Source organism: Nonomuraea sp. NPDC052116 (assembly GCF_040680035.1).
In the GTDB taxonomy this organism is placed as follows: Bacteria; Actinomycetota; Actinomycetes; order Streptosporangiales; family Streptosporangiaceae; genus Nonomuraea; species Nonomuraea angiospora_A.
The window spans coordinates 1-22,814 of the sequence record NZ_JBFAWA010000045.1 but is presented as its reverse complement, the minus strand read 5'-3'; the positions used below and the strand labels follow the sequence as shown (position 1 = coordinate 22,814).

Below are 22,814 nucleotides of genomic sequence, written 5' to 3'. Positions count from 1 at the left end.
ACCCACTACCTCGGCTTATCCCGGCTTCAGCATGCTTGTCAGCATGAAGAAGGCCATAGGGACAGTCCTCCTGAGCGCGGTGGTGCTCGCCGGTTGCGGCACGGCCGACCGGCCCGCCCAGGAGCCGGGTACGGTCGCGTGGAGCACCTGCACCGACCTCATGGGCCCGGACGGCAATCCGGCGCCCCCCGCCCCCGGCGTCGAGTGCGGCAAGCTCCAGGTCCCGCTCGACCACGCCAGACCGGACGGTGACAAGATCGGCCTCGCGCTCATCCGCGTCAAGGCCACCGGCGACCGCCTCGGCTCGCTGGTCTTCAACTTCGGCGGCCCCGGCGCCTCCGGCGTGGACACGATGGCGCAGGCCGCCAGGGCGTTCGGGAGCCTGGGCACCCGCTACGACCTGGTCAGCTTCGACCCGCGCGGCGTCGACCGCAGCTCCGGCGTCAGGTGCGGCGGCCAGATCGCCAAGCTGCTCGCGTCGACGACCGAGGCCGACGGGGACCGGCTGGCCGGGGAGTTCGCGGCGGCGTGCCGGCAGGACTCGGGCAAGCTCCTGCCGTACGTCGGCACCGTGAACGCCGCCAAGGACCTCGACCTGCTCAGGACCGCGCTCGGCGACAAGCAGCTCAACTATTTCGGCCTCTCGTACGGCACGCACCTCGGCGCCGTGTACGCCACCCAGTTCCCCAAGAACGTCGGCCGCTTCGTCCTGGACAGCGCCTTCGACCCCACGGTCACGTGGGAGCAGCGGGCGGTGACGCAGGCGGAGGGCTTCGACCACGCGTTCCAGGCGTTCGCCGAGGACTGCGTGGCGCAGAGCTGCGAGCTGGGCGCCGACCCCGCCGCCGTCGAGAAGGCGGTCGTGGGCCTGCTCGACGGGCTCAAGGACAAACCGCTCAAGGTGGGGGACCGGGAGCTCACGTACGGGCTGGGCCAGCTCGGCGTCATCACCCCGCTCTACTCCAAGGCGACCTGGCAGGTGCTGGAGCAGGCCGCCGCGGCGGCGATCAAGGGCAACGGCACGGCGCTGCTCATGCTGGCGGACGCGTACACGGGGCGTAGGGCCGACGGGACGTACACGACGATGATGACGAGCCTGCAGGCGATCAGCTGCGCCGACACCGCCGAGCGGCCCACCGCCGCCGACGTCGCCAAGGTCAACGACCGGGTGGAGAAGATCTTCCCGGTCCTGTCGGTGGAGGGCTCGGGCGCTCCCTGCGCCCACTGGCCGGTGCCGGGCGACGACGCGGCCAAGCGCATCGACGCGACCGGCTCCGGGCCCATCGTGGTCATCGGCGGCAAGGGCGACCCGGCCACGCCCTACCAGTGGGCCACCCGGCTCACGGACCAGCTCAAGACGGGCGTCCTGGTCACGTACGAGGGTGAGGGCCACGGGGCCTACCTGACGGGCAACGCGTGCGTCATGCGGACGGTGGACGCGTACGTGCTGGAGGGCAAGGTGCCCGCCAGGTCCACCGCCTGCGCGGCCTGACGCTCCGGGGAGGCACCACGGGGGCGCCTCCCCACCGAGCCGGTCAGGACAGGTCGGACTCGGCGAGCAGGAGGGGCACCGACTTCGGGTCACGCAGCAGCGCGGCCACCGCCAGCCGGTCGTTCCACTGGCCCGTCGCCCAGGCCAGGCCGCGGGCCAGCCCGTCGAGACCGGTGCAGTGGACCATGCCCTCGAAGAAGCGCCACGTGCACTCCACCCCGTCCACCAGCAGCTTCTCGTGCTCCACGTAGCTGGTGGGCGCCGTCGGCAGCAGCGCCCGCACCTCCGGGGGCACCGGGCGCACCTGGCCCTGCGAGGTGACCTCCCCGGAGGTCAGCTCCCCGGCCAGCGGCAGGTCGAGCAGCTCGGACAGGGACTCCGCCAGGTCGTACGGGGCCAGCACCAGCGGCCGGTCCACCACGAGCTGCAGCAGGTCGGGCGCCTCCACCACCACAACGTCCTCCGCGGCGGCCACCACGATGGAGCCCGCCAGGACCGCGCGGACCCGGGACGGCGGAGCCACCCGCGACGGGTCCACGCCCGCCAGCGCGACCCACAGGGCCCGCAGCTGCGCCCGGTCCACCTCGACGGCCGGGTCGGCCATCAGGTCAAGAAGCTCCTCGGGGCCTCCGTGGGAGGCGAGCAGCTCGGACAGCGTCGTGCGCACCCCGAGCATCGACAGCGCGGCCTCGTCGAGCCCCGCGGGCGCGTCCGCATAGAGGCCCTGGAGCAGCGGGTCGGCCCCGGGCAGCCGCAGCTCCAGCGGCTTGCGCCCGTCGAGCACCGGGTGGTTGGCCAGCCACCACGCCGTGTAGGACGGCACCTCCACGCCGGCCACCCGCAGCGGGTGGAGGGCGGCCCGCAGCGGCGGGCGGCTCAGCAGCGCGAGGGCGGCCGGCCAGTCGGCCACCAGCTCCAGGTCGCGCACCGCCAGGAACTCCGGCACCATCGGCGGCACGCCCAGCTCGGGCAGCAGGTCGAGCACGTGGTCGAGCCAGTCGTCCTCGCCGTCGAGGTCGTGGTCGCAGTCGTCCTGGTCGAGCAGCACGTCCGCCTCGTGGACGGTCGCGAACCCGTCGAGCACCCCGGCCGCGGCGAGCACCCGCGCGCCGTACTCCTCCTCCAGCTCGGAGGCGGCCACCCCGAGGTGCGTGCCGGGCTCCAGGAGCCCCGCCAGCGCCCCGTCGGCCAGCATGAGCTCACCTGCGGGGTAGAGCTCGCCGTCGGTGCCGCGCAGGGCCAGCTCGGCCAGCCACGGCGCCTCGCCGGGCGCCAGCGCCGAGGCCTCCACCAGCGACAGCACGGCCCGCGCCACCGGCTCCGGGTCGGGGTTGTCGAGCGACTGCGCGACGGCGGCCTTGGTCAGCGGGTCTTCGAGGATCGTGCGCGGCGTGGCCTCGGCCGCGCCCAGCCTGAGCAGCGCGGGGTGGGCCGCCTCGGGGTGCACGATGCGCAGCCCCAGCGGGCTGAGGTCCAGCTCGGCCCCGCCGTCGGTGAGGATCAGCGTGCCGCGCGGCCCGCGCACCAGCCGGCCGTCGGTCAGCGGCACCGGCAGGGCGCCCAGCGACTCGGGATCGTCGGCGGGCAGCACCTCGTAGAGCGAGCGCCACCACGACGGCTCGCGCGCCTCCACGGCCTCGCCCGACAGCAGATCGATCACGTCGGCCAGCTCGACCCTGCGCACGCCCAGCGCGGCCATGGCCGGATGCCTGGCGGGCCATCCGGCGGGCAGCAGGCCCGGCACGAAGTCCGCGACCGTCGCGAGCAGCTCGGCGGAACCGGCGGCCACCACGGCGGCCTCCTGGCCCGCGACCACCCATCCGTCGTCCCCGGGCTCACGGGCGGGGTGCTCGACCTGCCACTGCGCGTCGGGCTCGTAGACCTCCGCGTCGGCGAAGGACGGGGTCTGCACGGCGGGCGCGGGCGCGGACAGCGCCGGCAGCAGCGGCGTCGAGGGCAGCCTGGCCAGCACGGCCCGGCGGATCCTGGCGTCCAGCTCACCCTTGCCCATCAGCGACGGCACCAGGTCGAGCAGCTTGGGCGTGCGCGGCAGCTCCTGGAGCAGGCGGACGTAGGCGTCGGCCACCCGCTCGACCAGGAAGTCGGCCAGCGGCCCCTTGGCGAAGTGGCGCCGGTCGGTGGCCATCGGGAACGACGCGATCAGCAGCGCGGGCAGGTCGAGCGGCTCGTCGCTGGGCGTCGGCGCGTGCACCACCGGCGGCACCGCGGCGGGCAGCGGCCCGGGCTCGCCGGTGCCGGTGAGTGGCCCAATGATTGGCACCGCCCAGCGCAGCGACCAGTAGGGGCGGGCGCGCTCCTCGGTGGGCCGGTCGGCGAAGAGCCGGCTCACCTCCTCGGCCGTGAACTCCCCCGACTCCGAGACCACGTGCCAGCCGTCGGCGGCCACGGTGCGGACCGACCCGTCGAGGTCGATCTCGATGGCCTCCAGCGCCGGCATGCCGAGCAGCAGCGCCGGGCTGGTCTCGGCGAGCATGACCCGGACCGCGTCCACGCAGACCGGGTCGCGCAGCGGCAGGCGTACGACGGTGTCGAAACCCTCGGGCACGTCGAGCGGCGGCGCGTCGAACGGCAGCCTGAGCAGCGGAACGTGCCCCGAACGGCCAGCCAGCTCGCCCGCGAGCGCGGGGATCTCCGCCACCGCGGCCGTGGTCTCCGAACGCGACCAGCGGACCGCGCCGCTGCCGCGCGAGCAGATGGCGGGCTCGTCGCAGACCGAGACCACCGCGGCGAACCCGACGCCGAATCGCCCGGCCGCGCCCACCTCGTCGCGTTTGCCGGAGACGCGCAGCGTCGACAGACCCTCGACACCGGTCGCGTCGAGCGGGGCGCCGGTGTTGGCGGCCGTCAGCACGTCGCCCCTGAGCGTCAGCCGCAGCACCCCCGGCACACCCGCGCGCAAGGCCGCGTCGGCGGCGTTCTGGGCGAGCTCGACGATCAGCCGGTCCCGGTAGCCGCCGAGCGCGAAGTCCTCTTCGGCGTTGGCGTCTTCGCGGAACCTCGCGGGCGAGGCCGTCCACGCGGAGAGGACGGCGGCTCGCATCCGGTCAGTGCCATAGGTGTCGGTCATCGATCACGATCCTGGTAGAGGGGTAACGGCCACGCGTAGGTTAGCGGCCTGCTCTGTCAGGAATGGCCGAGTTCTTCGGAGGCCGACTCGTCGACCGAGCCCGCCTCCTCCTCCATCAGGTCATAGCCCAGGTCGTCGAGGATCGGCGTGGCCTGCTCGACGGTCGGCGGCAGGACGGCGGCCTCGGAGTGGGCGCCGCAGCCGTGGTCGGCGGCGACGACCTTGCCGTCGTCAGGAGCGTACTCATTGGCGCAGACCCCGAACGTCTGCCGCAAGCCACCCGCCAGCGGCCAGTAGAAGCCGCAGGTGGAGCATTGCGCGGGAGCGGCGTGTGCGATCGGCGTGTGCGGCCCGTGCTCGCCCGAGTGCCAGCGTCTGGCCGCCAGGTCCTTGCCGATGGCCGAGAGCACACGTGCCCGGCCCAGGCCGTACTCGAAAACCGCCTGATGGTCGCCGCTGTCGTCGTCGGTCTCGGTGAAGCCCGGCGCGAGCCTGTCGTCGTCTTCAGAGGTCGGCAGCAGGTCGCCCACGCCGAGGTCGCCGGGGCGCAGGCGCTCGCTCCACGGCAGCCACTCGGGCGCGAGCAGCGCGCCCGCGCCGGGCAGCAGGACGGCCTCGCTGACCGTGACCTTCTTGGCCCGCGAGGCACGCGTGACGGTGACGGCCCAGCGCCAGCCGCGGTATGCCCGGTCGAGGCAGGCGAAGTAGTGGGTGACGATCCGGTCGCCCTCGCCCTCGAACCCGAGGTGCTCGCCGGGCTCGCCCGGCCGCGCGAGCTCCTCGGCCGCGCTGCGCGCCAGATCGACCGCGGCGACACAGGCCTGGTCAGGAGCGGAGACGCGGGCCCTGGTGCGGCTCATCGGGGGCCCTCCGCCGAAAGGTGCTGTTCGCTCACACTTCATTCTCACCCATGGGCGGACCTGAGAGTCCCACAACGGGGGATCCCGCACCGAGATCGCGGACGAATCAGGTAAGACTGGTATGCGTGGAGGGAGGCTGGGGCCGGGCACGCGACATCTCGCGGCGGGTGGCACGCGGGGCCGCCGACGCGGGACGCGCCACCGTGCGCGCGGGCAGGGCCACGGCCGGCGGCACGGCCAGGGCGGGCAAAGCCACGGCAAAAGGCGCGCGAAAAGTCGGAAAGGCCACCCGGCGCCTCACGTACGCCAACGGCGCCGGCCGCACCGGGCTCGGCCGCCTGATCGAGCTGTCGGCGGGCAACAGCGCAAGTGACGCGCTGGTCACGGTGGCACTGGCGAGCACGGTGTTCTTCGGCGTGCCCGTGGGCGAGGCCCGCGGCTCGGTGGCCCTCTACCTGGTCATCACGATGCTGCCGTTCGGGCTGCTGGCGCCGTTCGTGGGGCCGATCCTCGACCGGTTCAGGTCGGGGCGGCGCTACGTGATGGCGGGCACGCTGTTCGGGCGGGGGCTGCTCTGCTTCGCGATGGCGGCCGCGGTGGGCCCCGGCGACCTGCCCACGCTGTTCATCGGGGCGCTGGGCGTGCTGGTGCTGTCGAAGGCGTACAACGTGTCGCGGGCCGCGATCATGCCGAGCGTGCTGCCCGCGGACATCACGCTGGTGTCGGCTAATGCGCGGGTGGCGCTGTTCACGTTAGTCTCCGCGGGGGTCGCGGTGCCGCTCGGCGCCGGGCTGACCGCCTGGCTGGGCAGCGCGCTGGTGCTGCGCGTCGCGATGGTGGCCTTCCTGCTGCTGGGAGTCGCCGCCGTACGCCTGCCGCGCCACATCGACTCGCCCGACCTGGAGGAGGAGGGAGCCGCGCCGCGCTGGCGCACCCTGCTCAAGGTGGGCCCCGCGGTGGCCGAGGCCGTCTGGGCCAACGTGGCGCTGCGCGTCTTCTCCGGGTTCCTGCTGTTCTTCCTGCTGTTCCTGGTGCAGGACAAGGCGGTGCCCTGGCTCGCGGCCGGGCAGTTGCAGGATCCGTTCTTCGACATCCCCAAGACGATCGCGCTGCTGGCGGCCGCGGCCGGGCTGGGGGGCCTGGCCGGCGCCGCCGTGGCCAACTGGACGCGTAATCACTCGCCGCAGCTGATCGTGCTGGTCACGCTGGCCGTGACCGTCGTGACCAGCATCGCGACCGCGATCTTCTTCGGCCTGTGGACCGCGCTGGCCATCTCGCTGGTCACGGCCTTCGCGCAGGAGCTGGGCAAGCTCGCGCTCGACGCGATCGTGCAGCGGGAGATCGGCGAGGAGGTGCGCTCGTCCACGTTCGGCGTGGTCGAGGCGATGCTCCAGCTCGCCTGGGTGTTCGGCGGCCTGGTCGGGCTGGTGCTGTCGCTGTCGGAGAGCAGCGTGGCCGGGCTGGTCACGCTGGCCGTCGCGCTGACGGCCACGCTCGGCTGGCTGCTGATCGCCAGGCGTCGGCGCGTGCGGGCGACCGACGACAAGCTGCGCAGGCAGCGGGCCGAGGCGGGCGGTCAGGAGCTCCAGCTGACCGACACGCTCGACCCGACCAAACCCCTCACCAATCCGAACACCTGACGCCGGGGGTCTCAGGCGTCGAGGTCGTCGGCGACGGCCCTGAGCACCTGCGCGATCTTCTTGGCGTGGGCCGCCTCCGGGTGCTTGCCCCGCTGGTAGGACGTCGAGACGTCGTCGAGCAGCTTGATCAGGTCCTCGACGATGACGACCATCTCATCCGGCTTCTTCCGCTTGGCCTTGGGCTTGGGCTTAGCCAGCGTCGGCGGCTGCTCGAGAATCCGCACCGAAAGCGCCTGCTGGCCGCGGCGCCCTTCGGCCACGCCGAACTCGACCTTCTGGCCGGGCTTGAGCGGGGCCGCACCTGTGGGAAGCGCGGAGGAATGCACGAAGACCTCACCGCCGTCGTCGCGGGTGAGGAAGCCGAAACCCTTGTCGGCGTCGTACCACTTGACCTTGCCACTCGGCACAGGAGGACCTCGTTCAAACAGTCGAAAAGATGGATGGATGTAGGTTATGCCCCGGAGCGCGCCAGGGCGACCGGGTAAATCCCGGGCAATTACCGGAGTTCATCATGCTTGCGCCAACCTGCGAACCAGGTGGCGAATTCGGTCAGGTTGGCCAGCGCCACATCGGCTCCGTGTTCACGCAGCTCTCCTGCCGTGTATGGACCGGTCGCGACCGCCACGCTCACGGCGCCGCCCGCGCGCGCCGCCTCGATGTCCGCGACATGGTCACCAACATAAGCCGCCGCGCCGAACCGCGCGAGTGCCGATCCCTTCGCGGCTCCGAAAACGGAACCGACCACTTCGTCCACGGCGAGACCGAGCACCTTGACCGTGCCGATGGCGTCACGCAGGTTCTTGCCGGTCACCACGATCACCCGGCCGCCGCCTGCGCGTACGGCCTCGATGGCGTCGTACGCGCCTGCCATGGCCGTGTGCACCGGCACCCCTATTTGCGGATATATCTCCCTATAAAGGTCGGCGGCCGCGGCGACCTCCTCGGCGGGCAGCCAGTTGGCCAGCTCCACCTCCAGCGGCGGCCCCAGCCGGGTCACCACCGCGGCCGAGTCAATGGGCACGCCCAAACGCACGGACAGCTCGTCGTAAACGGCCGCGATGCCCTCTCGCGTGTCCGCCAATGTCATGTCAAGGTCGAATCCAACGGAAGTCGTCACATGTGCAGGATGCCAAACGCCGTCCAACGACCCGTAACGGCCTCTTGTTGTGGGACCGTGGGAATGGGAAGAAAGGAATTACTTATCGGAGAGGAGCGGCCGTGACCAACGCCCCCCAACCGCCGCACGCCGGAGACCGGCTCGTCGCCTCCTCCGACCCGCCGCGCCCGCACAGACCCGCCCGGCCCGGCGGCCCGACCGTGACGGTCTGGAGCCGGACCGTGTCGGCCCTGGCCTATCTGGTCAAGGTCGCCTCGCGGATGGCGGCGCTGGTCGTGATCCTGTACGCGGTCTTCACGGTGTTCAAGGCCAACCCGGCCAACGTCTGGTACCAGTTCGTCGAGTCGCTCGCCGCCTGGCTGTCGCTGGGCCTGGCCAACCTGTTCCAGCTCGCCGACCCGCGCTGGACCGCGCTGGTCAACTACGGCCTGGCCGCGATCGTCTGGCTGATCATCGGCTCGGCGCTGGCGGGCCTGATCCGGCGCGCCGCTCCGTAAGTGCGGTCCCCGCCACACACTGCGACTACTCTCAAGGCGGAGGTAACAGGATAGATATGACCAGATCGACCCGTGCGCGGATCATCGATGAGGCCCTGCGGCTGTTCGCGGAGCGGGGCTACTCCGCCACCTCCGTGGCGGAGATCGAGGCCGCCTCAGGGCTCTCGCCCGGAGCCGGCGGACTCTACCGGCACTTCAAGTCCAAGTACGAAGTGCTCGCCGCGGCGATCAACGAGCACGCCACCCGCACCAGGAGCCAGGTGGCGGAGAGCCTGGCCGAGCTGAGCAGCATGGAGGCGTCGGCGGCGCTGGAGGATCGCCTGTCCCACCTGTGCCGCGCCGGGCTGGCCAAGGTCCGCGAGGAGTCCGAGCTGACGCGGGTGTTCTTCCGCGACCTGAGCCAGTTCCCCGAGCTGGTCGCCGTGGTCAGGGAAGGGCTGCTGCAGCCCATGTTCGACGCGATCGTCACCTGGTTCAGGGCGCAGCCCGAGTACAAGGACGTCGAGGTCGACTGGGCCGGCATCTCCGTGGTGCTGGGCGGCTCGGTGGTGCACTACCGGCTGTTCCAGGAGACGGTGGGCGAGCTGCCGGGCTACGCGGACAAGGACCAGTTCGTCGCCGGGTGGGTGCGCCTGGCGGTCGGCCTGCTGCCCAGCCCCGCGCCGGTCAGCTGACGTCGAGCAGCCGGTAGGCCAGCCACACCACGCCCAGCCCCGTACCGATCATGAACATGGTGCCGCTGACGCTGTAGAACTGCGCGAAGAACGCCTGCAACCCCGGCTCGCTCCCCACCCGCAGGCCACCGACGAGCACGCCGCCCGCCGAGTAGCCGAGCAGCGGCGCCCCGATCCCGAGCAGCTTGTCGCGCAGGCTCCAGCTCTCGCTGAACAGCACGAGCACCGCCCCGGCCGCCCACACCAGCACGGGGATCTCGAAGATCGCCAGCGGCGGCAGGTCGAACGGCAGCAGCAGCGCGGCCACCACGAGGACGACCATCGCGCCGGCGTCGCGCGGATGCTCCTTGACCAGGGTCCTGGCGTCCCTGCCGCCGGTCGTCATGGGGTTCGCGCTGGACATGGCCATCCTGCGCAGCCCGGCGAACGGCAGGCCCCGGCCCCTGTCGAGGCTCTCCCTGGCGATCCTCCGGTACGTCTGGACGCCAGGGGGCGCGTCGGCGTCGTCCACGATCGTGGGGAAGCGCCGCGTGGAGCCCTGATCCCCGGTGCTTTGGGCCCCGGAGGGCTGCGCCGGCGGACCTTCCTCGGCGGCGCGCATGGCGGGAACGCCCGCCTCGGCGCGCATGGTGGGGACGCCCGCCTCGGCGAGCCGGCGCGCCTCGCGCTCCACCAGCGCCACCGGGTCGCCGAACCTGGCCAGCACCTTCGACACCTCGCGCGCGTTCTGGCTGCCGCGCCGCTCCTCCTCGATCCTGGCGCGCAGTCGTTTGGCGAAGTCGAGCCGCTGGTCGGCCCTGAGCACGCCGTGGGCGGCATCGGCCGCCTTGGAGACGTAGTTCAGGACGAGCTGGTCCGCGCGCTCTATCACGTCAAGCAATGCTGCCCCAATCAGGTGGGACATACCATGGCAACGATGGAGTTCACGGAGTGGATCAGGGGGCGCACCGACGAACAGCTGCGGGCGCTCGTCTCCGCGCGGCCCGAGCTGATCACTCCGGTGCCCGCGCATCTGGAAGGCCTGGCGTCGCGGGCGGGCAGCCCGTCGGCGATCGCCAGGGTGCTCGACCGGCTCGACCGTTTCACGCTGGCCGTCGTCGAGACGCTGGCCGTACGGGACGGGCCGATGCCCAGGGAGCGGCTGCGCGAGCTCGTGGCCGCGGCCCTGGCGGGCGATGCGGCGGAGAGCGGGGCGCGCGACGCCAAGAGCGGGGCGCGCGGCACGGGGAGCGGGGCGCGCGGCACGGGGAGCGGGGCGCGCGGCGCCGAGCCCGCGCTGTCGGCCGCGCTGGACCGGCTGTTCGAGCTGGCGCTGGTCTACGGGCCCGACGACGCGCTCGACCTGGGGCCCGGCGTGCGCAAGGTGCTCGAGGACCCGGCCGGGCTCGGACCGAAGGCGGTCGACGCGTTCCGGCATCACGCGCCCGAACAGCTCGACGAGATGGCCGACGAGGTCGCGCCGGGCACCGAGGGCTCGGGCAAGGAACGGCTGGCGGCCGCGCTGGCGGAGCCCGCCGCCCTGGTCGGGTCCGTCTCACCCGAGGCCAGGGGCGCGCTCGACCAGCTCGCCTGGGGGCCGCCGACCGGGCGCGTGCCCAACGCCAGGCGTGAGGTGAGCGTGGCCTCCGCCCGTTCGCCCATCGAGGAGCTGCTGGCCAGAGGGCTGCTGGCGGCCACCGGCGAGGAGAGCGTGACCCTGCCCCGCGAGGTCGGCCTCTACCTGCGTGGCGGACGGGTGCACCGCGGCCTGCTGGCCCTCCCGCCGCCGCTCGAAGGGACGGCGCGCGACCGGAAGCTGGCCGATCGTACGGCGGCCGGGCAGGCGTTCGCGTTCGTCAGGTCGGTCGAGGAGCTGTGCGAGCGGTGGAGCGTCGAGCCGCCCGGCGTGCTGCGTACCGGCGGCCTGGGCGTGCGCGACCTCAAGCGCGCCACGAGCGAGCTGGACCTGCCCGAGTGGGCTGCGGCGCTGGTCATCGAGGTGGCGCACGCGGCCGGGCTGATCGCGGCGGGCGGCGGCGTGGACGGCGAGTGGCTGCCGACCTCCGGCTACGACCTCTGGCGGGTCAGGGCGACCGCCGACCGGTGGGTCACCCTCGCGCTCACCTGGCTGCACATGGACCGCGTGCCCGGCCTGGTCGGTGACCGGGACGATCGGGACAGGCCGTTCAACGCCCTGCACACCGACCTGCGCCGCTCCTCCGCGCCCGGGGTCAGGGCGGCCACGCTGGGCGTGCTCGCGGCCGCGCCCGGCCTCGCACCTTCGCGCGACTCGGTCCTCGAACGCCTGGCGTGGGAGCAGCCGCGCCGCCGGGGGCCGCTGCGCGAGCAGCTCACCGAGTTCGCGCTGCGGGAGGCCGAGCAGGTCGGCGTGACGGGACTGGGCGCGCTGTCGGCCCATGGGCGGGCGCTGCTCGAAGGCGGCGAGCCCGCGGAGGTGCTCGCGCCGCTGCTGCCGGAGCCCGTCGATCACGTGCTGCTCCAGGCCGACCTCACCGCCGTCGCGCCGGGGCCGCTGACGAGCGAGCTCAACCGCTGGATGACGCTCACCGCCGACGTGGAGTCGAAGGGTGGGGCCACCGTCTACCGGTTCAGCGAGAGCTCGATCCGGCGGGCGCTCGACGCGGGGCACGGGGGCGAGGAGCTGGTGTCGATGTTGACCCGCCACTCGGCCACGCCGGTGCCGCAGGCGCTGTCGTACCTGGTGACCGACGTGGCCAGGCGCCACGGGCGCATCCGGGTGGGCACGGCCAGCGCGTACATCCGGTGCGACGACCCGGCGCTGCTCGACCAGATCACCGCCGACCGGCGCTCCACCGCGCTGCGGCTGCGCAGGCTGGCCCCCACCGTGATCGCCTCCCGCTCGTCCAGGGCGGCGCTGGTCGACTCGCTGCGTGCCATGGGGTACGCGCCCGTCGCCGAGTCGCTCGACGGCGACGTGATCATCTCGCAGCTCGACAGCCGCCGTACCGAGGGGCTGGCCCCCGTCCGCGCCGTGGCGTCGCCCAACGGCCTGGACCCGGGGGTGGCGACGGCGGCCGTGCGCGCGCTGCGGGCCGGTGACGCGGCGCACCTGGCGCGGCGCGAGCCCGTGGACGCGCCGGGCGGGCAGGTGCCGCGCGGGCCCGCGACGGCCACGATCTCGGCCCTGCAGGAGGCGATCAAGCAGGGGGTACGCGTGTGGATCGGGTACCTCGACTCGCAGGGGAACGCGACCTCGCGCATCCTGGAGCCGGCTCGGATGGAGGGCGGCTACCTGACCGCCTACGACGAGACCCGGGCCGCCGTCCACCGCTTCGCCCTCCACCGCATCACCGGCGTCGCCGGCCTCTGACCCCCACCCTCCGCCGCGCGCCGAGGTCCCGGCGCGCGGGGGTCTCCGGAGCGTTGAGGTCTCGATGCGCGGGGTTCCGGTGTGCGGGGGCTCGCCGGGGTCCCGCGGCCCCGGCGAGCGTCATCGGGGCGGGGTCAGGCGTCCGTGGCGAGGGGCGCGGACAGCGCGGTGACCGTCCGGGCCCGGGCGTCGTGGCACCGGCCCGCGTGCTCGGCCAGCAGCGCCGACGCCCGTCCCGCCACACCCGCCGAGGGCCCGCCGCCGGATTCCAGCCGCCGCAACCGCCGCACCGCGTCGGCCGGATACCGCATGGACAGCCCGCCGCCCAGCGCCACGGCCGCCGCCGTGGCCCGCGGGTCCAGCGGATCGGCCGTCCAGGCGAGCGCGATCCTGAGCGCCTCGGTGGCGAGCGTGTCGTCGGCGCACATGTACGACAGCGCGTCCCCCGCCGCCAGCCGCTCCGCGTTCCCGCCCCGCGCCCACACGTCCAGGAACTCCAGCTGCGCGTCCTTCAGCGAGTACGCCGCCAGCAACGCCACCCCCTCCGCGGCCCGCGTCCGGACGTCGGCCCCCTCCCAGGCCAGCGACCGCACCCACTCGCGCAGCGGCTGCCACAGCCAGAACCCATACCGCCCGACCAGCTCCGCGAGCACCTGCCCACGGTGGTGCGGCACCCGGAACTCGACGCGGCCCTCCTCATGGGCGACCAGCGGATGGGACACGCGCGGCACCCGCCGCTCCTGCGCCTGGCAGATCCTCTCAAGCCTGGCGAACTGCCGCTCGAACACCGGCCCGCCCACCCCATGCAGGAACGCGAGCGCGGCCACCTCCCGCACCTCGTGCAGCAGCGGCTTGGTGTCGAACCAGGCCGCCACGTCCTCCCCCGAGGGCTCGTCGTCCCCCACCAGCCGCCCGGCCAGGCGCACGACCTCGGCCGGCGTCGGCAGGGTCAGCGCCAGGTCACGGGCCCGGGTGAGCTCCTCGGGGCTGTGGCCCGCGCGCAGTCCGTACGCCCTGAGGCACAGGTCGAACAGCTCCCCCGGCTCCGGCACGCCCCACGGCTGCTCCACCTCGGCCGCCTGGGAGGGGACGCCGTTCCGGGTGATGACCAGGTACGAGCCCAGCTCGGCCAGCTTGCGCGCCAGGTTGAGCAGCTCGATCCTGTCGGTGCTCTCGGCGATCCAGTCGTGCAGCAGGTACGCCCGCCCCGGCTCGTACTCGGTCCTGGACAGCAGGTCGGCGGCACTGCCGGCGGGCGACAGCACGGTGATCGTGCTCTCGGCCAGGGACATCCGGGAGAGCAGGGCGATGGCGCCCAGTCGCTTGCCCGTCTCCTCCTCGCCCACGAGGACGAGCAGGTGGCGGACGCTGAGCCGGCGTACGGCCTCGGGGAAGCAGCCGGGCTCCAGGTAGGAGCGCAGGAGCGCGTCGGCGTCCCGTCGCTTCAGGTCCCTGGTGACCGGCGCGGCGAACGGCCGCAGGTGCTCGTACACCGTTAAGAAGCTCTGGCCGAGCGTTATGTCATCGAGGTCGATCTCGCCCGATTCAGGCGTTTCGGTCACGAATTCACCTCAGGGTTGACTGGAAAGTTTTCTACAGAAAATAACTACGCCTAACAAGTTTCTTCTTTTACTACGAAGAGCTCGCAGAGCGTCACCAAAGCCACCCTGACCTGGCCTTTCGCGTGACGTTCGCGTTCGGGGCCGCTTGACGTGGACATGTCGATCATGACTTCCCTTGCCTCGGCAGGCCCCATGGCCCCTAGATCTTCCACCATTACACGATCTAGGCCCACAAGAAAACACGAACGACTATAGAGGGAGATATGTTGTCATTTACCGGTCAACTCGGCCCCGCCCACCATGACTAGTCAAGGGTTGACGGCGTGACCACGATCGCATCAGGTTGGGCATGTGACCGAGCAAACGCTGGGCCAGTTGGCCGAGGAGTCCTGGGGCCGCTTCGACGATCACGACGCGACGTTCTACGAGGGCGTCTGGCACCGCAGCCACACGCTCGCCGAACGGGCGCGCCGGATGTGCGGCGGGTTCGCCGAGGGCGGGATCGGGCCCGGCGACCGGGTGGTCGTGATGATGGCGAACTCCCCCGAGGTGCCGCTGATCTACCAGGCGCTGTGGGCGGCGGGCGCGGTGGTCACTCCGGCCGTGTTCCTGGTGGGCGCCGACGAGCTGCGGCACATCCTGCTCGACAGCGGCGCGTCCGCGATCGTCACCTCGCCCGAACTGGTGGATACCGTACGGGCACCGCCGTCGATATCCCTATTTTTGTGGACACGGCCGAGCTGGAACGGGCTCCCGAACGCGGCCCGGTGACCAGGGACCCCGGCGATCTGGCCGCTCTGATGTACACCGGCGGCACCACGGGCCGGGCCAAGGGCGTCATGCTGAGCCACGGCGGCCTCTGGCGGGTGGCCAAGGACGTCTGGGACATGTCCCACCAAGAAGGGAAAAATCGTGCTTTGGTGCCGGTGCCGCTCTCGCACGCGTACGGGCTGATCATCTCGATCGCCTCGATGCACGCGACGGAGCCGCAGCAGGCGGTGCTGATGCGCTGGTTCGAGCCGAAGACGTTCCTCGCGCTGGCCGCCGAGCAGCACGTCCAGTACGGCACCGTCGTACCCTCCATGATCCAGCTGCTCCTCGCCGAACCGCTGGAGTCGCACCCGCTGCCCGACCTGTCCTTCCTCACCTGCGGCGCGGCGCCGCTCGGCAGGGACGTGCTGGAGGAGTTCGAGCGCAGGGTGCCGGGCGTGCAGATCCTCGAGGGGTACGGACTGACCGAGACCAGCGCGGTCACCACGTTCAACCCGCCGGGCAGGCGCAAGGCCGGCAGCGTCGGCCTCCCGCTGCCCGGCTACACGATCGCCATCCGCGACGGCGAGGGCGAGGAGCTGGAGGCCGGGGACGTCGGCGAGATCTGCGTCTCGGGCGAGGCGCTGATGCTCGGCTACTGGGGCGAGCACGAGCCCGACCCCGAGGGCACCGCGCTGATCGGAAGGGAACTGTGCACCGGCGACATCGGCTGCGTGGACGACGACGGCTACCTCTACGTCGTGGACAGGAAGAAGGACCTGATCATCCGGGGCGGCTTCAACGTGTTCCCCCGCGACGTCGAGGACGCCCTCAACCGCCACCCCGACGTGGTGGTCTCGGGCGTCGTGGGCCGCCCGGAGCCGCGGATCGGCGAGGAGGTCGTGGCGTTCGTCCAGCTCAGGCAGGACGCGACGGTGACGGCCGAGGAGCTGATCGAGTGGGCCCGCGAGCGCGTGGGGCGGGTGAAGTACCCGCGCGAGGTGAGGTTCGTGGACTCGGTGCCGGTGACGAGCGTGCTCAAGCTCGATCGCAAGGCACTGCGGGCCCGCCTCGACTGACCGCCTTCGGCCCGGCGATCCATGGTGGGATCTCACAGCGCGGTCAGACGCGCCTCCTTTCCGTGATAAGTGTTGACGTGTCTGGAGGTGAACATGAGCCAGGAAGATCCGTCGGGCTACCCGTACCAGCCTTATGGCGCCCCCTACGGCGAGCAGCAGCCGCCGCCGTACGGCTACGGTTATCCCCCGCCGCGGCGCGACGACGGGCCCAGCGCCAACGCGATCGTCTCCCTCGTGCTCAACCTCCTCGCGCTCGTCGGGTGCTGCAACCTCCTCGGCCTGCCCGGCGCGATCCTGGCCGGCCTGGCGCTCGGCAAGGGCCGCACGGAGCCGCAGACCGCCCGCACGATGGTGATCTGGAGCTGGATCATGTTCGGGCTCGGCTTCGTGCTCAGCGCCGGCATCATCCTTTTCCTGGGCCTGTCCGGCTATCTCGACGACTGACCGCCGCGGCTCTTGGCCCGCCCGAGGACTAATCCGGGCGCGCGGGTTGTTGGAGTCTCGGAGCGGGAGAGCCAGGATCGGGAGACGATGGTCCTGTTGCGCGAGGCCCCGTACGGAACCCCACGGAGAAAAGCCAGTGAGCGATGGACCGCTGATCGTCCAGTCGGACAAGACACTGCTGCTCGAGGTCGACCACGAACGAGCGAACGACTGCCGTAAGGCGATCGCGCCGTTCGCCGAGCTCGAACGAGCTCCCGAACACGTGCACACCTACCGCGTCACCCCCCTGGCCCTGTGGAACGCCCGCGCCGCCGGACACGACGCCGAGCAGGTCATCGACGCGCTGATCGGCTTCAGCCGCTACCCCGTGCCGCACGCCCTGCTCGTGGACATCGCCGAGACGATGGCCAGGTACGGCCGGCTGCGGCTGGAGAAGGACCCGGTCAACGGCCTGGTCCTGACCTCCACCGACCGGGCGGTGCTGGAGGAGGTGCTGCGCTCCAAGAAGATCCAGCCGATGCTGGGCGAGCGGCTCGGCGCCGACTCGGTCATCGTCCACCCGAGCGACCGCGGCAACGTCAAGCAGGCCCTGCTCAAGCTGGGCTGGCCGGCGGAGGACCTGGCCGGCTACGTGGACGGCGAGCACCACCCGATCGAGCTGCTGCAGGAGGGCTGGGCGCTGCGGCCGTACCAGCAGGAGGCGGCGGACGCGTTCTGGCACGGCGGCTCCGGTGTGGTCGTGCTGCCGTGTGGCGCGGGCAAGACCATCGTCGGCGCGGCCGCCATGGCCCACGCGCAGGCCACCACGCTCATCCTCGTCACGAACACGGTCTCGGCCCACCAGTGGAAGACCGAGCTGATCAAGCGCACGTCGCTGACCGAGGACGAGATCGGCGAATACTCCGGCTCGAAGAAGGAGATCCGCCCGGTCACCATCGCCACGTACCAGGTGATGACCACCAGGCGGAAGGGCGTCTACTCGCACCTGGAGCTGTTCGACGCCCGCGACTGGGGCCTGATCGTCTACGACGAGGTGCACCTGCTGCCCGCGCCGATCTTCCGGATGACCGCCGACCTCCAGGCCCGCCGGCGGGTGGGGCTGACCGCGACGCTGGTGCGCGAGGACGGGCGCGAGGGCGACGTGTTCTCGCTGATCGGTCCCAAGCGGTACGACGCGCCCTGGAAGGAGATGGAGAACCAGGGCTGGATCGCCCCCGCCGACTGCGTGGAGGTACGCGTCACGCTGACGGACGAGGAGCGGCTGGCGTACGCGATGGCCGAGTCCGAGGAGCGCTACCGCTTCTGCGCCACCACGCCGTCCAAGACCCACGTCACCGAGGCGCTGGTCCGCCGCCATCTGGGCGAGCAGGTGCTGGTCATCGGCCAGTACATCGACCAGCTCGACGAGCTCGGCGAGCACCTCAACGCGCCGGTCATCAAGGGCGAGACCAGGGTCAAGGAGCGGGAGCGGCTCTACCAGGCCTTCCGCGACAAGGAGATCCAGGTGCTGGTGGTGTCCAAGGTGGCGAACTTCTCCATCGACCTGCCGGAGGCCGCGATCGCGATCCAGGTGTCGGGCACGTTCGGCTCACGCCAGGAGGAGGCCCAGCGGCTCGGCCGGGTGCTGCGGCCCAAGGCCGACGGCGGGGGCGCCCGGTTCTACACGGTGGTCAGCAGGGACACGGTGGACCAGGAGTTCGCCGCGCACCGGCAGCGGTTCCTGGCCGAGCAGGGGTACGCGTACCAGATCATCGACGCCGACGACGTGCACGGCGAGGTGTGACGCCCGGCCGCTCGTCTCGAGCGGCCAGGCATGTTCAGCGTGCTGTCACGTCCACGAAACTCCGCGGGCCGAAGACAATCGAACCACCCCCCTCACCTGCGTACTATCACGCCGCCTCCGACATACCCCCATGATCCGACAAACGCACCTGATATGCCCGAATTTTTCGGTATTTCCCGGTTGTTACCGATAAGAAGCTTCGAGGCGGCGGGGGCGTCCTACCGCGCCATCAGGCCGCCGAGGAACAACACACCCTCCGCGACGACCCAGGCGCCCACTCCCGCGCCCATGACCCGCCCGAACGTGCGCGGGTCCTGCCTGGACCACGGGATGAGCCAGGCGGCCGCCGTGCAGCAGGCGGCGAGCGCGGCGAACAGCCCAGACACCGTGGAGACCGTACCAAGACGCTGGGAGCAGGTCGAAGCGGACTCGCCGCCTTGGCAGAACGCCTCCGACCCCCAGCCCGCGAAGACGGACAACGCCCAGAGGGCGGCGAGCAGGAAACTGGCGATCGTGGGAATGATCGGCGAAAAACGCAGCTGAATCCGCGCCATCACCTGTCCCTACCCCTCCCCGCAGACCGCTACTCGCCCCGATCATCACCCCACTGCCGCCGTCACCCTCCGATCATCACCCCACCGCTGCGCTTGCCCGGCGCAGCGCGACGCCGTTCCGCCCCACCGGGCATCCCTCCCCCGCCGCGCCGGTTGCCGACCCGGGCCGGGTGAGCAGACGCGACGCTCATCGGCCCCGCCCCTCACCCTCATGACCGCCCGCCCGACCCGCCGCCGCGCCGACCCCCGAGGGGCCGCGCCGACGACGGCGGGTGGACGCCGAGGCTGAGAGCAGCGGCGGGCGACCGACGGGGACGACAAGCCGACCGCGCGGGGACGGCGGGCGACCGACGAGGACGGTGGGTGGCTGGGTGGAGCCGGTGGGCGGGGGCGGCGCGTAGGTGGTCGGCGGGGTAAATGCTTTGGAGGCCGCCCCGCGTCGCCATTAGACTGGCCGATTCGCTGCCTTACCACCTTCGTTTCCGACCCAGGGAGGCGCTTTCGCATGCCCGGACACCAATTGGCCCCCGACATACCCTCCGACGTACTGGCCTCCGAGCAGGCTCACCTGGCCGAGTCCAGGGCCGCGCTCAAGGCGATGCGCGCCCACGCCCAGTCGCTGTCCGCGGACGCGGCGGGTGACTGGGTGTCGCAGCAGATCCTCCAGTCCCTCCTCGACCAGCGCGTGGCCGCGCTGGCCGACCACCCCGACACCCCGTTGTTCTTCGGCCGCCTCGACCGGCAGGCGGGTGACGACCTCCCCGGCACGATCTACGTGGGCCGCCGCCACGTGCACGACGGCGGCAGCAAGCCCCTGGTCATCGACTGGCGCGCGCCGGTGTCCCAGGCGTTCTACCAGGCCAGCCCCGCCGACCCCATGGGAGTCGTACGGAGGCGCCGCTTCGGATACCACGGCGGCGCGCTGACCGCGTTCGAGGACGAGCCGCTGGGCGAGGGCGGCGAGATCGGCCCGTCGCAGATCCTCACCGACGAGATCGAGCGCCCGCGCACCGGCCCGATGCGTGACATCGTCGCCACCATCCAGCCGGACCAGGACGAGATCGTCCGATCCACCCTGGCCCAGACGGTGTGCGTCCAGGGTGCCCCCGGCACCGGGAAGACCGCCGTGGGCCTGCACCGGGCCGCGTATCTCCTGTACACGCACCGCGAGCGGCTCGCCAGGGCGGGCGTGATGATCGTCGGCCCGAACCGCGCCTTCCTGTCGTACATCTCCTCGGTGCTCCCCGCGCTCGGCGAGGTCAAGGTCGACCAGACCACGGTGGGCGGGCTGCTCGGCGAGTACGCCGCCGAAGAGGACCCGATGGTGGCGGCGCTGAAGGGCGACGCCAGGATGGCGGCGGTGCTCGAACGCGCGCTCTGGCTGCACATCGTCAAGCCCGAGGACGGCGTGGTCTTCTCCAAGGGCGCCTACCGCTACCGGGTGGCGGACTACGAGGTACGCGAGATCGTGGCCTCCTTGCGCGGCACCACGCGCTACAACCCCGGCCGGGCGGCACTCGCGCAGCGACTGGCCCACATGGTGCTCGTACGAATGGAGCAGCGCGGCGAATCGCCCGACGACCGGGTGCAGGACGCCGTCGCCAGGTCGAAACCGGTGAAACAGCTCGTTGATACGGTCTGGCCCAAACTAACGCCGGAGCAAGTCCTTTATCGCCTCCTCTCCGACCCAGAATTCCTGACAAAGGCCGCTAAATCCGATTTGTCGCCGGATGAGCTGGAAATGCTTATATGGCGGAAGCCGTACCGGAGCTGGAAGTCCGCGAAATGGTCCGCCGCGGACGCCGCGCTCCTGGACGAGCTGCGCGACTTCATGGAGCGCACCCCGTCCCTGGGCCACCTCGTGGTGGATGAGGCCCAGGACCTCTCCGAGATGCAGCTGCGAGCGCTCGGCCGCCGCTGCCGCAACGGCTCGGCCACCGTCCTCGGCGACCTGGCCCAGGGCACGACCCCGTGGTCGACCAGCTCGTGGGAGTCGGTGCTCCAGCACCTGGGCCAGCGCGAAGGCGAGGTGACGGAGCTGACGCTCGGCTTCCGCGTGCCGCGGGAGGTCCTCGACTACGCCGCCCGGCTGCTCCCCTCCATCGCCCCCGACCTGGCCGCGCCGCGGTCGCTGCGCCCCGGCCTCGGCTCGCTCGCGGTACGCCCCGGCGGCTCGCTCGCGGAGGCCGCCGCGGAGGTCCTCACCAGGGAGGGCTCCATCGGCGTCATCGTCCCGGACGCCCTGGTCGCCGACGTCTCCCGCGCGCTGGCCGACCTCTCCCACGCCGTGCTCGGCCCCGACTCGGACGAGGAGCACCGCCTCCTGATCGTGCCCGCGACCCTGGCCAAGGGTCTGGAGTACGACCACGTCATCGTCGTGGAGCCCGCGGACATCGTCGCGGCCGAACCCAGGGGCCTGGCCAGGCTGTACGTGGTGCTGACCCGTGCGGTGACGTCCCTGACGGTCCTGCACGACAAGCCGCTGCCGGCCGAGCTGACGGGCTGATCGTCGGCGGGCACGGCCGCTTCTAGGATGGCTGGGCAAGGAGCTCTCAACCTAGGAGGATGCCGTGCCAGCACCGCTTCCACATGAACACCTGCCGTCGGTTCCCGCGCTCGTGGTCGAGAGCGACGACATCCAGGACGGCGAGCGGCTGAACGACCTCCACGTCTTCAACGACTGGGGCATGAAGGGCGGTAACCAGTCGCCGCACCTCCGCTGGTCCGGCGCGCCCGCCGGGACCCGCAGCTACGCCGTCACCTGCTATGACCCCGACGCCCCCACGGGCAGCGGCTTCTGGCACTGGGTGCTGTTCGACCTCCCGGCCTCGGTGACGGAGCTGCCGGCGGGCGCGGGCACCGGCCCGGAGTTCAAGGGCCTGCCCGCGGGGGCGGTCCACGCCCGCAACGACTACGGCACCAAGGAGTTCGGCGGCGCGGCCCCGCCCCCCGGCACCCCGCACCGCTACGTCTTCACGGTGCACGCCCTCGGGGTCGACAAGCTGGGCGTGGACGGCGACGCCAGCCCGGCGGTGGTGGGCTTCAACATCACCGCCAACACCCTGGCCCGCGGCCACGTCGTCCCGACCTACAGCACCTGACCGCGCCCACGGCCGCACCGCCCTCCGGAGGGCGGTGCGGCAGGCGCGAAAGAGGGAGACGGCCCGCGGGCCGGAAAAAGGGAGACGCCCCACCGCGAAGGGCAGGGCGTCCGAGAGACCGAGAGCGCGGCAGGCGTCAGGCGAACACTGCGCAAGAGGCCCCGAGCTGCGGCAGCAGCTCCTCGACGAGCGGGACTCCCAGCTTGGAGTCGCCGGCCAGCGTCCCCGTGGTCAGGCAGAGCGGCGCCTGCACCACCTTCATGAGCGCACCGGTGATGACCGGGGTGCTGGACGCATGGGCAGGGACGGCGAAGGCGGCCGCGGCGGCCGCGCTCAGAATGGCGATGCCGAAAATACGCTTGCTGCGGGAAAGCATCCTCTACTCCTTCGTTGAGGTGTGTGATCACCACCTTTCCTCACTCGGAGTAGCGGATCAATTATGAAACGTAATGGCTGATAAACGAAAACAAGAGCGACCCGGAAAACCGGGCCGCCCTTGTTATGAACAGCGAAGAAAAGACCTAGAAGTCCATGTCGCCGCCGCCCGGCATGGCCGGAGCAGCAGCGTTCTTCTCGGGCTTCTCGGCGATGACGGCCTCGGTGGTGAGGAAGAGCGCCGCGATGGAGGCGGCGTTCTGCAGCGCCGAGCGCGTCACCTTGGCCGGGTCGAGGATGCCCGCCTCGAACATGTTGACGTACTCGCCGGAAGCGGCGTTCAGGCCCTCACCCGGGGTGAGGTTGCGAACGCGCTCCACCACGACGCCGCCCTCGAGGCCGGCGTTGACCGCGATCTGCTTCAGCGGCTCCTCCAGAGCCTTGCGCACGATCGCCGCACCCGTGGC

At 71.9% G+C, this 22,814-nt stretch carries 20 protein-coding genes; 11 read left to right on the top strand and 9 right to left on the bottom strand.

What is annotated here, in order from left to right; translation table 11 throughout:
* Positions 1-43: 43 nt before the first annotated feature.
* Positions 44-1,492, top strand: a complete 1,449-nt coding sequence (locus tag AB0L65_RS53645; RefSeq protein ID WP_364263663.1) for an alpha/beta hydrolase — start codon at positions 44-46, stop codon at positions 1,490-1,492.
* A 43-nt stretch (positions 1,493-1,535) separates the two neighbouring features.
* On the opposite strand, the gene AB0L65_RS53640 is transcribed toward AB0L65_RS53645, so the two are convergent.
* Complete coding sequence (locus AB0L65_RS53640) at positions 1,536-4,580, bottom strand: hypothetical protein (protein ID WP_364263660.1); 3,045 nt, start codon at positions 4,578-4,580, stop codon at positions 1,536-1,538.
* Positions 4,581-4,636: 56 nt separating this feature from the next.
* Positions 4,637-5,440 (bottom strand): DUF3027 domain-containing protein, encoded by an 804-nt coding sequence (locus AB0L65_RS53635; protein WP_364263657.1) that lies wholly within the window; start codon positions 5,438-5,440, stop codon positions 4,637-4,639.
* 125 nt (positions 5,441-5,565) lie between these two features.
* Here AB0L65_RS53635 and AB0L65_RS53630 point away from each other — a divergent pair, with 125 nt between their 5' ends.
* On the top strand, positions 5,566-7,080 hold the full coding sequence (locus tag AB0L65_RS53630; RefSeq protein WP_350738503.1) for an MFS transporter: 1,515 nt from the start codon (positions 5,566-5,568) through the stop codon (positions 7,078-7,080).
* Positions 7,081-7,091: 11 nt separating this feature from the next.
* Here AB0L65_RS53630 and AB0L65_RS53625 read toward each other — a convergent pair whose 3' ends face one another.
* Both AB0L65_RS53625 and AB0L65_RS53620 read right to left on the bottom strand, forming a co-directional pair.
* Positions 7,092-7,487 (bottom strand): cold-shock protein, encoded by a 396-nt coding sequence (locus tag AB0L65_RS53625; RefSeq protein ID WP_185068960.1) that lies wholly within the window; start codon positions 7,485-7,487, stop codon positions 7,092-7,094.
* A gap of 89 nt (positions 7,488-7,576) precedes the next feature.
* Complete coding sequence (locus tag AB0L65_RS53620) at positions 7,577-8,197, bottom strand: HAD family hydrolase (RefSeq protein WP_364263654.1); 621 nt, start codon at positions 8,195-8,197, stop codon at positions 7,577-7,579.
* A gap of 101 nt (positions 8,198-8,298) precedes the next feature.
* On the opposite strand from AB0L65_RS53620, the gene AB0L65_RS53615 reads away from it, so the two are divergent.
* Both AB0L65_RS53615 and AB0L65_RS53610 read left to right on the top strand, forming a co-directional pair.
* Positions 8,299-8,694 carry a hypothetical protein gene (locus AB0L65_RS53615; protein ID WP_364263651.1) on the top strand — a complete coding sequence of 132 codons (396 nt, stop codon included), beginning with the start codon at positions 8,299-8,301 and terminating at the stop codon, positions 8,692-8,694.
* Positions 8,695-8,750: 56 nt separating this feature from the next.
* Positions 8,751-9,368: a helix-turn-helix domain-containing protein gene (locus AB0L65_RS53610; RefSeq protein ID WP_350738510.1), complete on the top strand. Its 618-nt coding sequence runs from the start codon at positions 8,751-8,753 to the stop codon at positions 9,366-9,368.
* On the opposite strand, the gene AB0L65_RS53605 is transcribed toward AB0L65_RS53610, so the two are convergent.
* Entirely contained in the window at positions 9,361-10,239 is an 879-nt protein-coding gene (locus AB0L65_RS53605) for a hypothetical protein (RefSeq protein WP_364263648.1), read from the bottom strand. The genes AB0L65_RS53610 and AB0L65_RS53605 overlap by 8 nt on opposite strands.
* Positions 10,240-10,284: 45 nt before the next feature.
* Here AB0L65_RS53605 and AB0L65_RS53600 point away from each other — a divergent pair, with 45 nt between their 5' ends.
* Positions 10,285-12,699 carry a helicase-associated domain-containing protein gene (locus AB0L65_RS53600; RefSeq protein WP_364263645.1) on the top strand — a complete coding sequence of 805 codons (2,415 nt, stop codon included), beginning with the start codon at positions 10,285-10,287 and terminating at the stop codon, positions 12,697-12,699.
* 134 nt (positions 12,700-12,833) lie between these two features.
* Here the strand turns inward: AB0L65_RS53600 and AB0L65_RS53595 are convergent, their stop codons facing one another.
* On the bottom strand, positions 12,834-14,261 hold the full coding sequence (locus tag AB0L65_RS53595; protein WP_364263642.1) for a hypothetical protein: 1,428 nt from the start codon (positions 14,259-14,261) through the stop codon (positions 12,834-12,836).
* Positions 14,262-14,612: 351 nt separating this feature from the next.
* Here AB0L65_RS53595 and AB0L65_RS53590 point away from each other — a divergent pair, with 351 nt between their 5' ends.
* From AB0L65_RS53590 to AB0L65_RS53575, 4 genes are all read left to right on the top strand, one after another.
* The gene (locus AB0L65_RS53590) at positions 14,613-15,032 is read left to right on the top strand and encodes an AMP-binding protein (RefSeq protein WP_364263639.1); all 420 of its coding nucleotides are present in this window, start codon (positions 14,613-14,615) and stop codon (positions 15,030-15,032) included.
* The gene (locus AB0L65_RS53585; protein WP_364263636.1) at positions 14,987-16,090 is read left to right on the top strand and encodes an AMP-binding protein; all 1,104 of its coding nucleotides are present in this window, start codon (positions 14,987-14,989) and stop codon (positions 16,088-16,090) included. Before AB0L65_RS53590 ends, AB0L65_RS53585 begins: the two co-directional genes overlap by 46 nt.
* A 93-nt stretch (positions 16,091-16,183) precedes the next feature.
* Positions 16,184-16,534, top strand: a complete 351-nt coding sequence (locus AB0L65_RS53580) for a hypothetical protein (protein WP_364263633.1) — start codon at positions 16,184-16,186, stop codon at positions 16,532-16,534.
* 136 nt (positions 16,535-16,670) lie between these two features.
* On the top strand, positions 16,671-18,317 hold the full coding sequence (locus AB0L65_RS53575) for a DNA repair helicase XPB (RefSeq protein WP_364263630.1): 1,647 nt from the start codon (positions 16,671-16,673) through the stop codon (positions 18,315-18,317).
* Between the two features lie 218 nt (positions 18,318-18,535).
* On the opposite strand, the gene AB0L65_RS53570 is transcribed toward AB0L65_RS53575, so the two are convergent.
* Positions 18,536-18,871, bottom strand: coding sequence for a hypothetical protein (locus tag AB0L65_RS53570; RefSeq protein ID WP_350738530.1), 336 nt, complete (start codon positions 18,869-18,871; stop codon positions 18,536-18,538).
* A 505-nt stretch (positions 18,872-19,376) separates the two neighbouring features.
* Between AB0L65_RS53570 and AB0L65_RS53565 the strand changes: the two genes are divergently transcribed.
* Both AB0L65_RS53565 and AB0L65_RS53560 read left to right on the top strand, forming a co-directional pair.
* On the top strand, positions 19,377-21,377 hold the full coding sequence (locus AB0L65_RS53565) for an AAA family ATPase (RefSeq protein WP_364263627.1): 2,001 nt from the start codon (positions 19,377-19,379) through the stop codon (positions 21,375-21,377).
* Between the two features lie 64 nt (positions 21,378-21,441).
* Positions 21,442-21,972, top strand: coding sequence for a YbhB/YbcL family Raf kinase inhibitor-like protein (locus AB0L65_RS53560; RefSeq protein WP_364263624.1), 531 nt, complete (start codon positions 21,442-21,444; stop codon positions 21,970-21,972).
* Positions 21,973-22,108: 136 nt separating this feature from the next.
* On the opposite strand, the gene AB0L65_RS53555 is transcribed toward AB0L65_RS53560, so the two are convergent.
* Positions 22,109-22,348 (bottom strand): hypothetical protein, encoded by a 240-nt coding sequence (locus tag AB0L65_RS53555; protein WP_364263621.1) that lies wholly within the window; start codon positions 22,346-22,348, stop codon positions 22,109-22,111.
* Positions 22,349-22,493: 145 nt separating this feature from the next.
* A partial coding sequence (locus tag AB0L65_RS53550) for a TCP-1/cpn60 chaperonin family protein (protein ID WP_364263618.1) occupies positions 22,494-22,814 on the bottom strand: 321 nt, incomplete at its 5' end.

Excerpts from the sequence above, each read along its gene's own strand:
- AB0L65_RS53645 (WP_364263663.1), top strand. The coding sequence starts at position 44 with ATGAAGAAGGCCATAGGGACAGTCCTCCTGAGCGCGGTGGTGCTCGCC.
- AB0L65_RS53640 (WP_364263660.1), bottom strand. The coding sequence starts at position 4,580 with ATGACCGACACCTATGGCACTGACCGGATGCGAGCCGCCGTCCTCTCC.
- AB0L65_RS53635 (WP_364263657.1), bottom strand. The coding sequence starts at position 5,440 with ATGAGCCGCACCAGGGCCCGCGTCTCCGCTCCTGACCAGGCCTGTGTC.
- AB0L65_RS53610 (WP_350738510.1), top strand. The coding sequence starts at position 8,751 with ATGACCAGATCGACCCGTGCGCGGATCATCGATGAGGCCCTGCGGCTG.
- AB0L65_RS53600 (WP_364263645.1), top strand. The coding sequence starts at position 10,285 with ATGGAGTTCACGGAGTGGATCAGGGGGCGCACCGACGAACAGCTGCGG.
- AB0L65_RS53580 (WP_364263633.1), top strand. The coding sequence starts at position 16,184 with ATGAGCCAGGAAGATCCGTCGGGCTACCCGTACCAGCCTTATGGCGCC.
- AB0L65_RS53570 (WP_350738530.1), bottom strand. The coding sequence starts at position 18,871 with ATGGCGCGGATTCAGCTGCGTTTTTCGCCGATCATTCCCACGATCGCC.
- AB0L65_RS53565 (WP_364263627.1), top strand. The coding sequence starts at position 19,377 with ATGCCCGGACACCAATTGGCCCCCGACATACCCTCCGACGTACTGGCC.
- AB0L65_RS53555 (WP_364263621.1), bottom strand. The coding sequence starts at position 22,348 with ATGCTTTCCCGCAGCAAGCGTATTTTCGGCATCGCCATTCTGAGCGCG.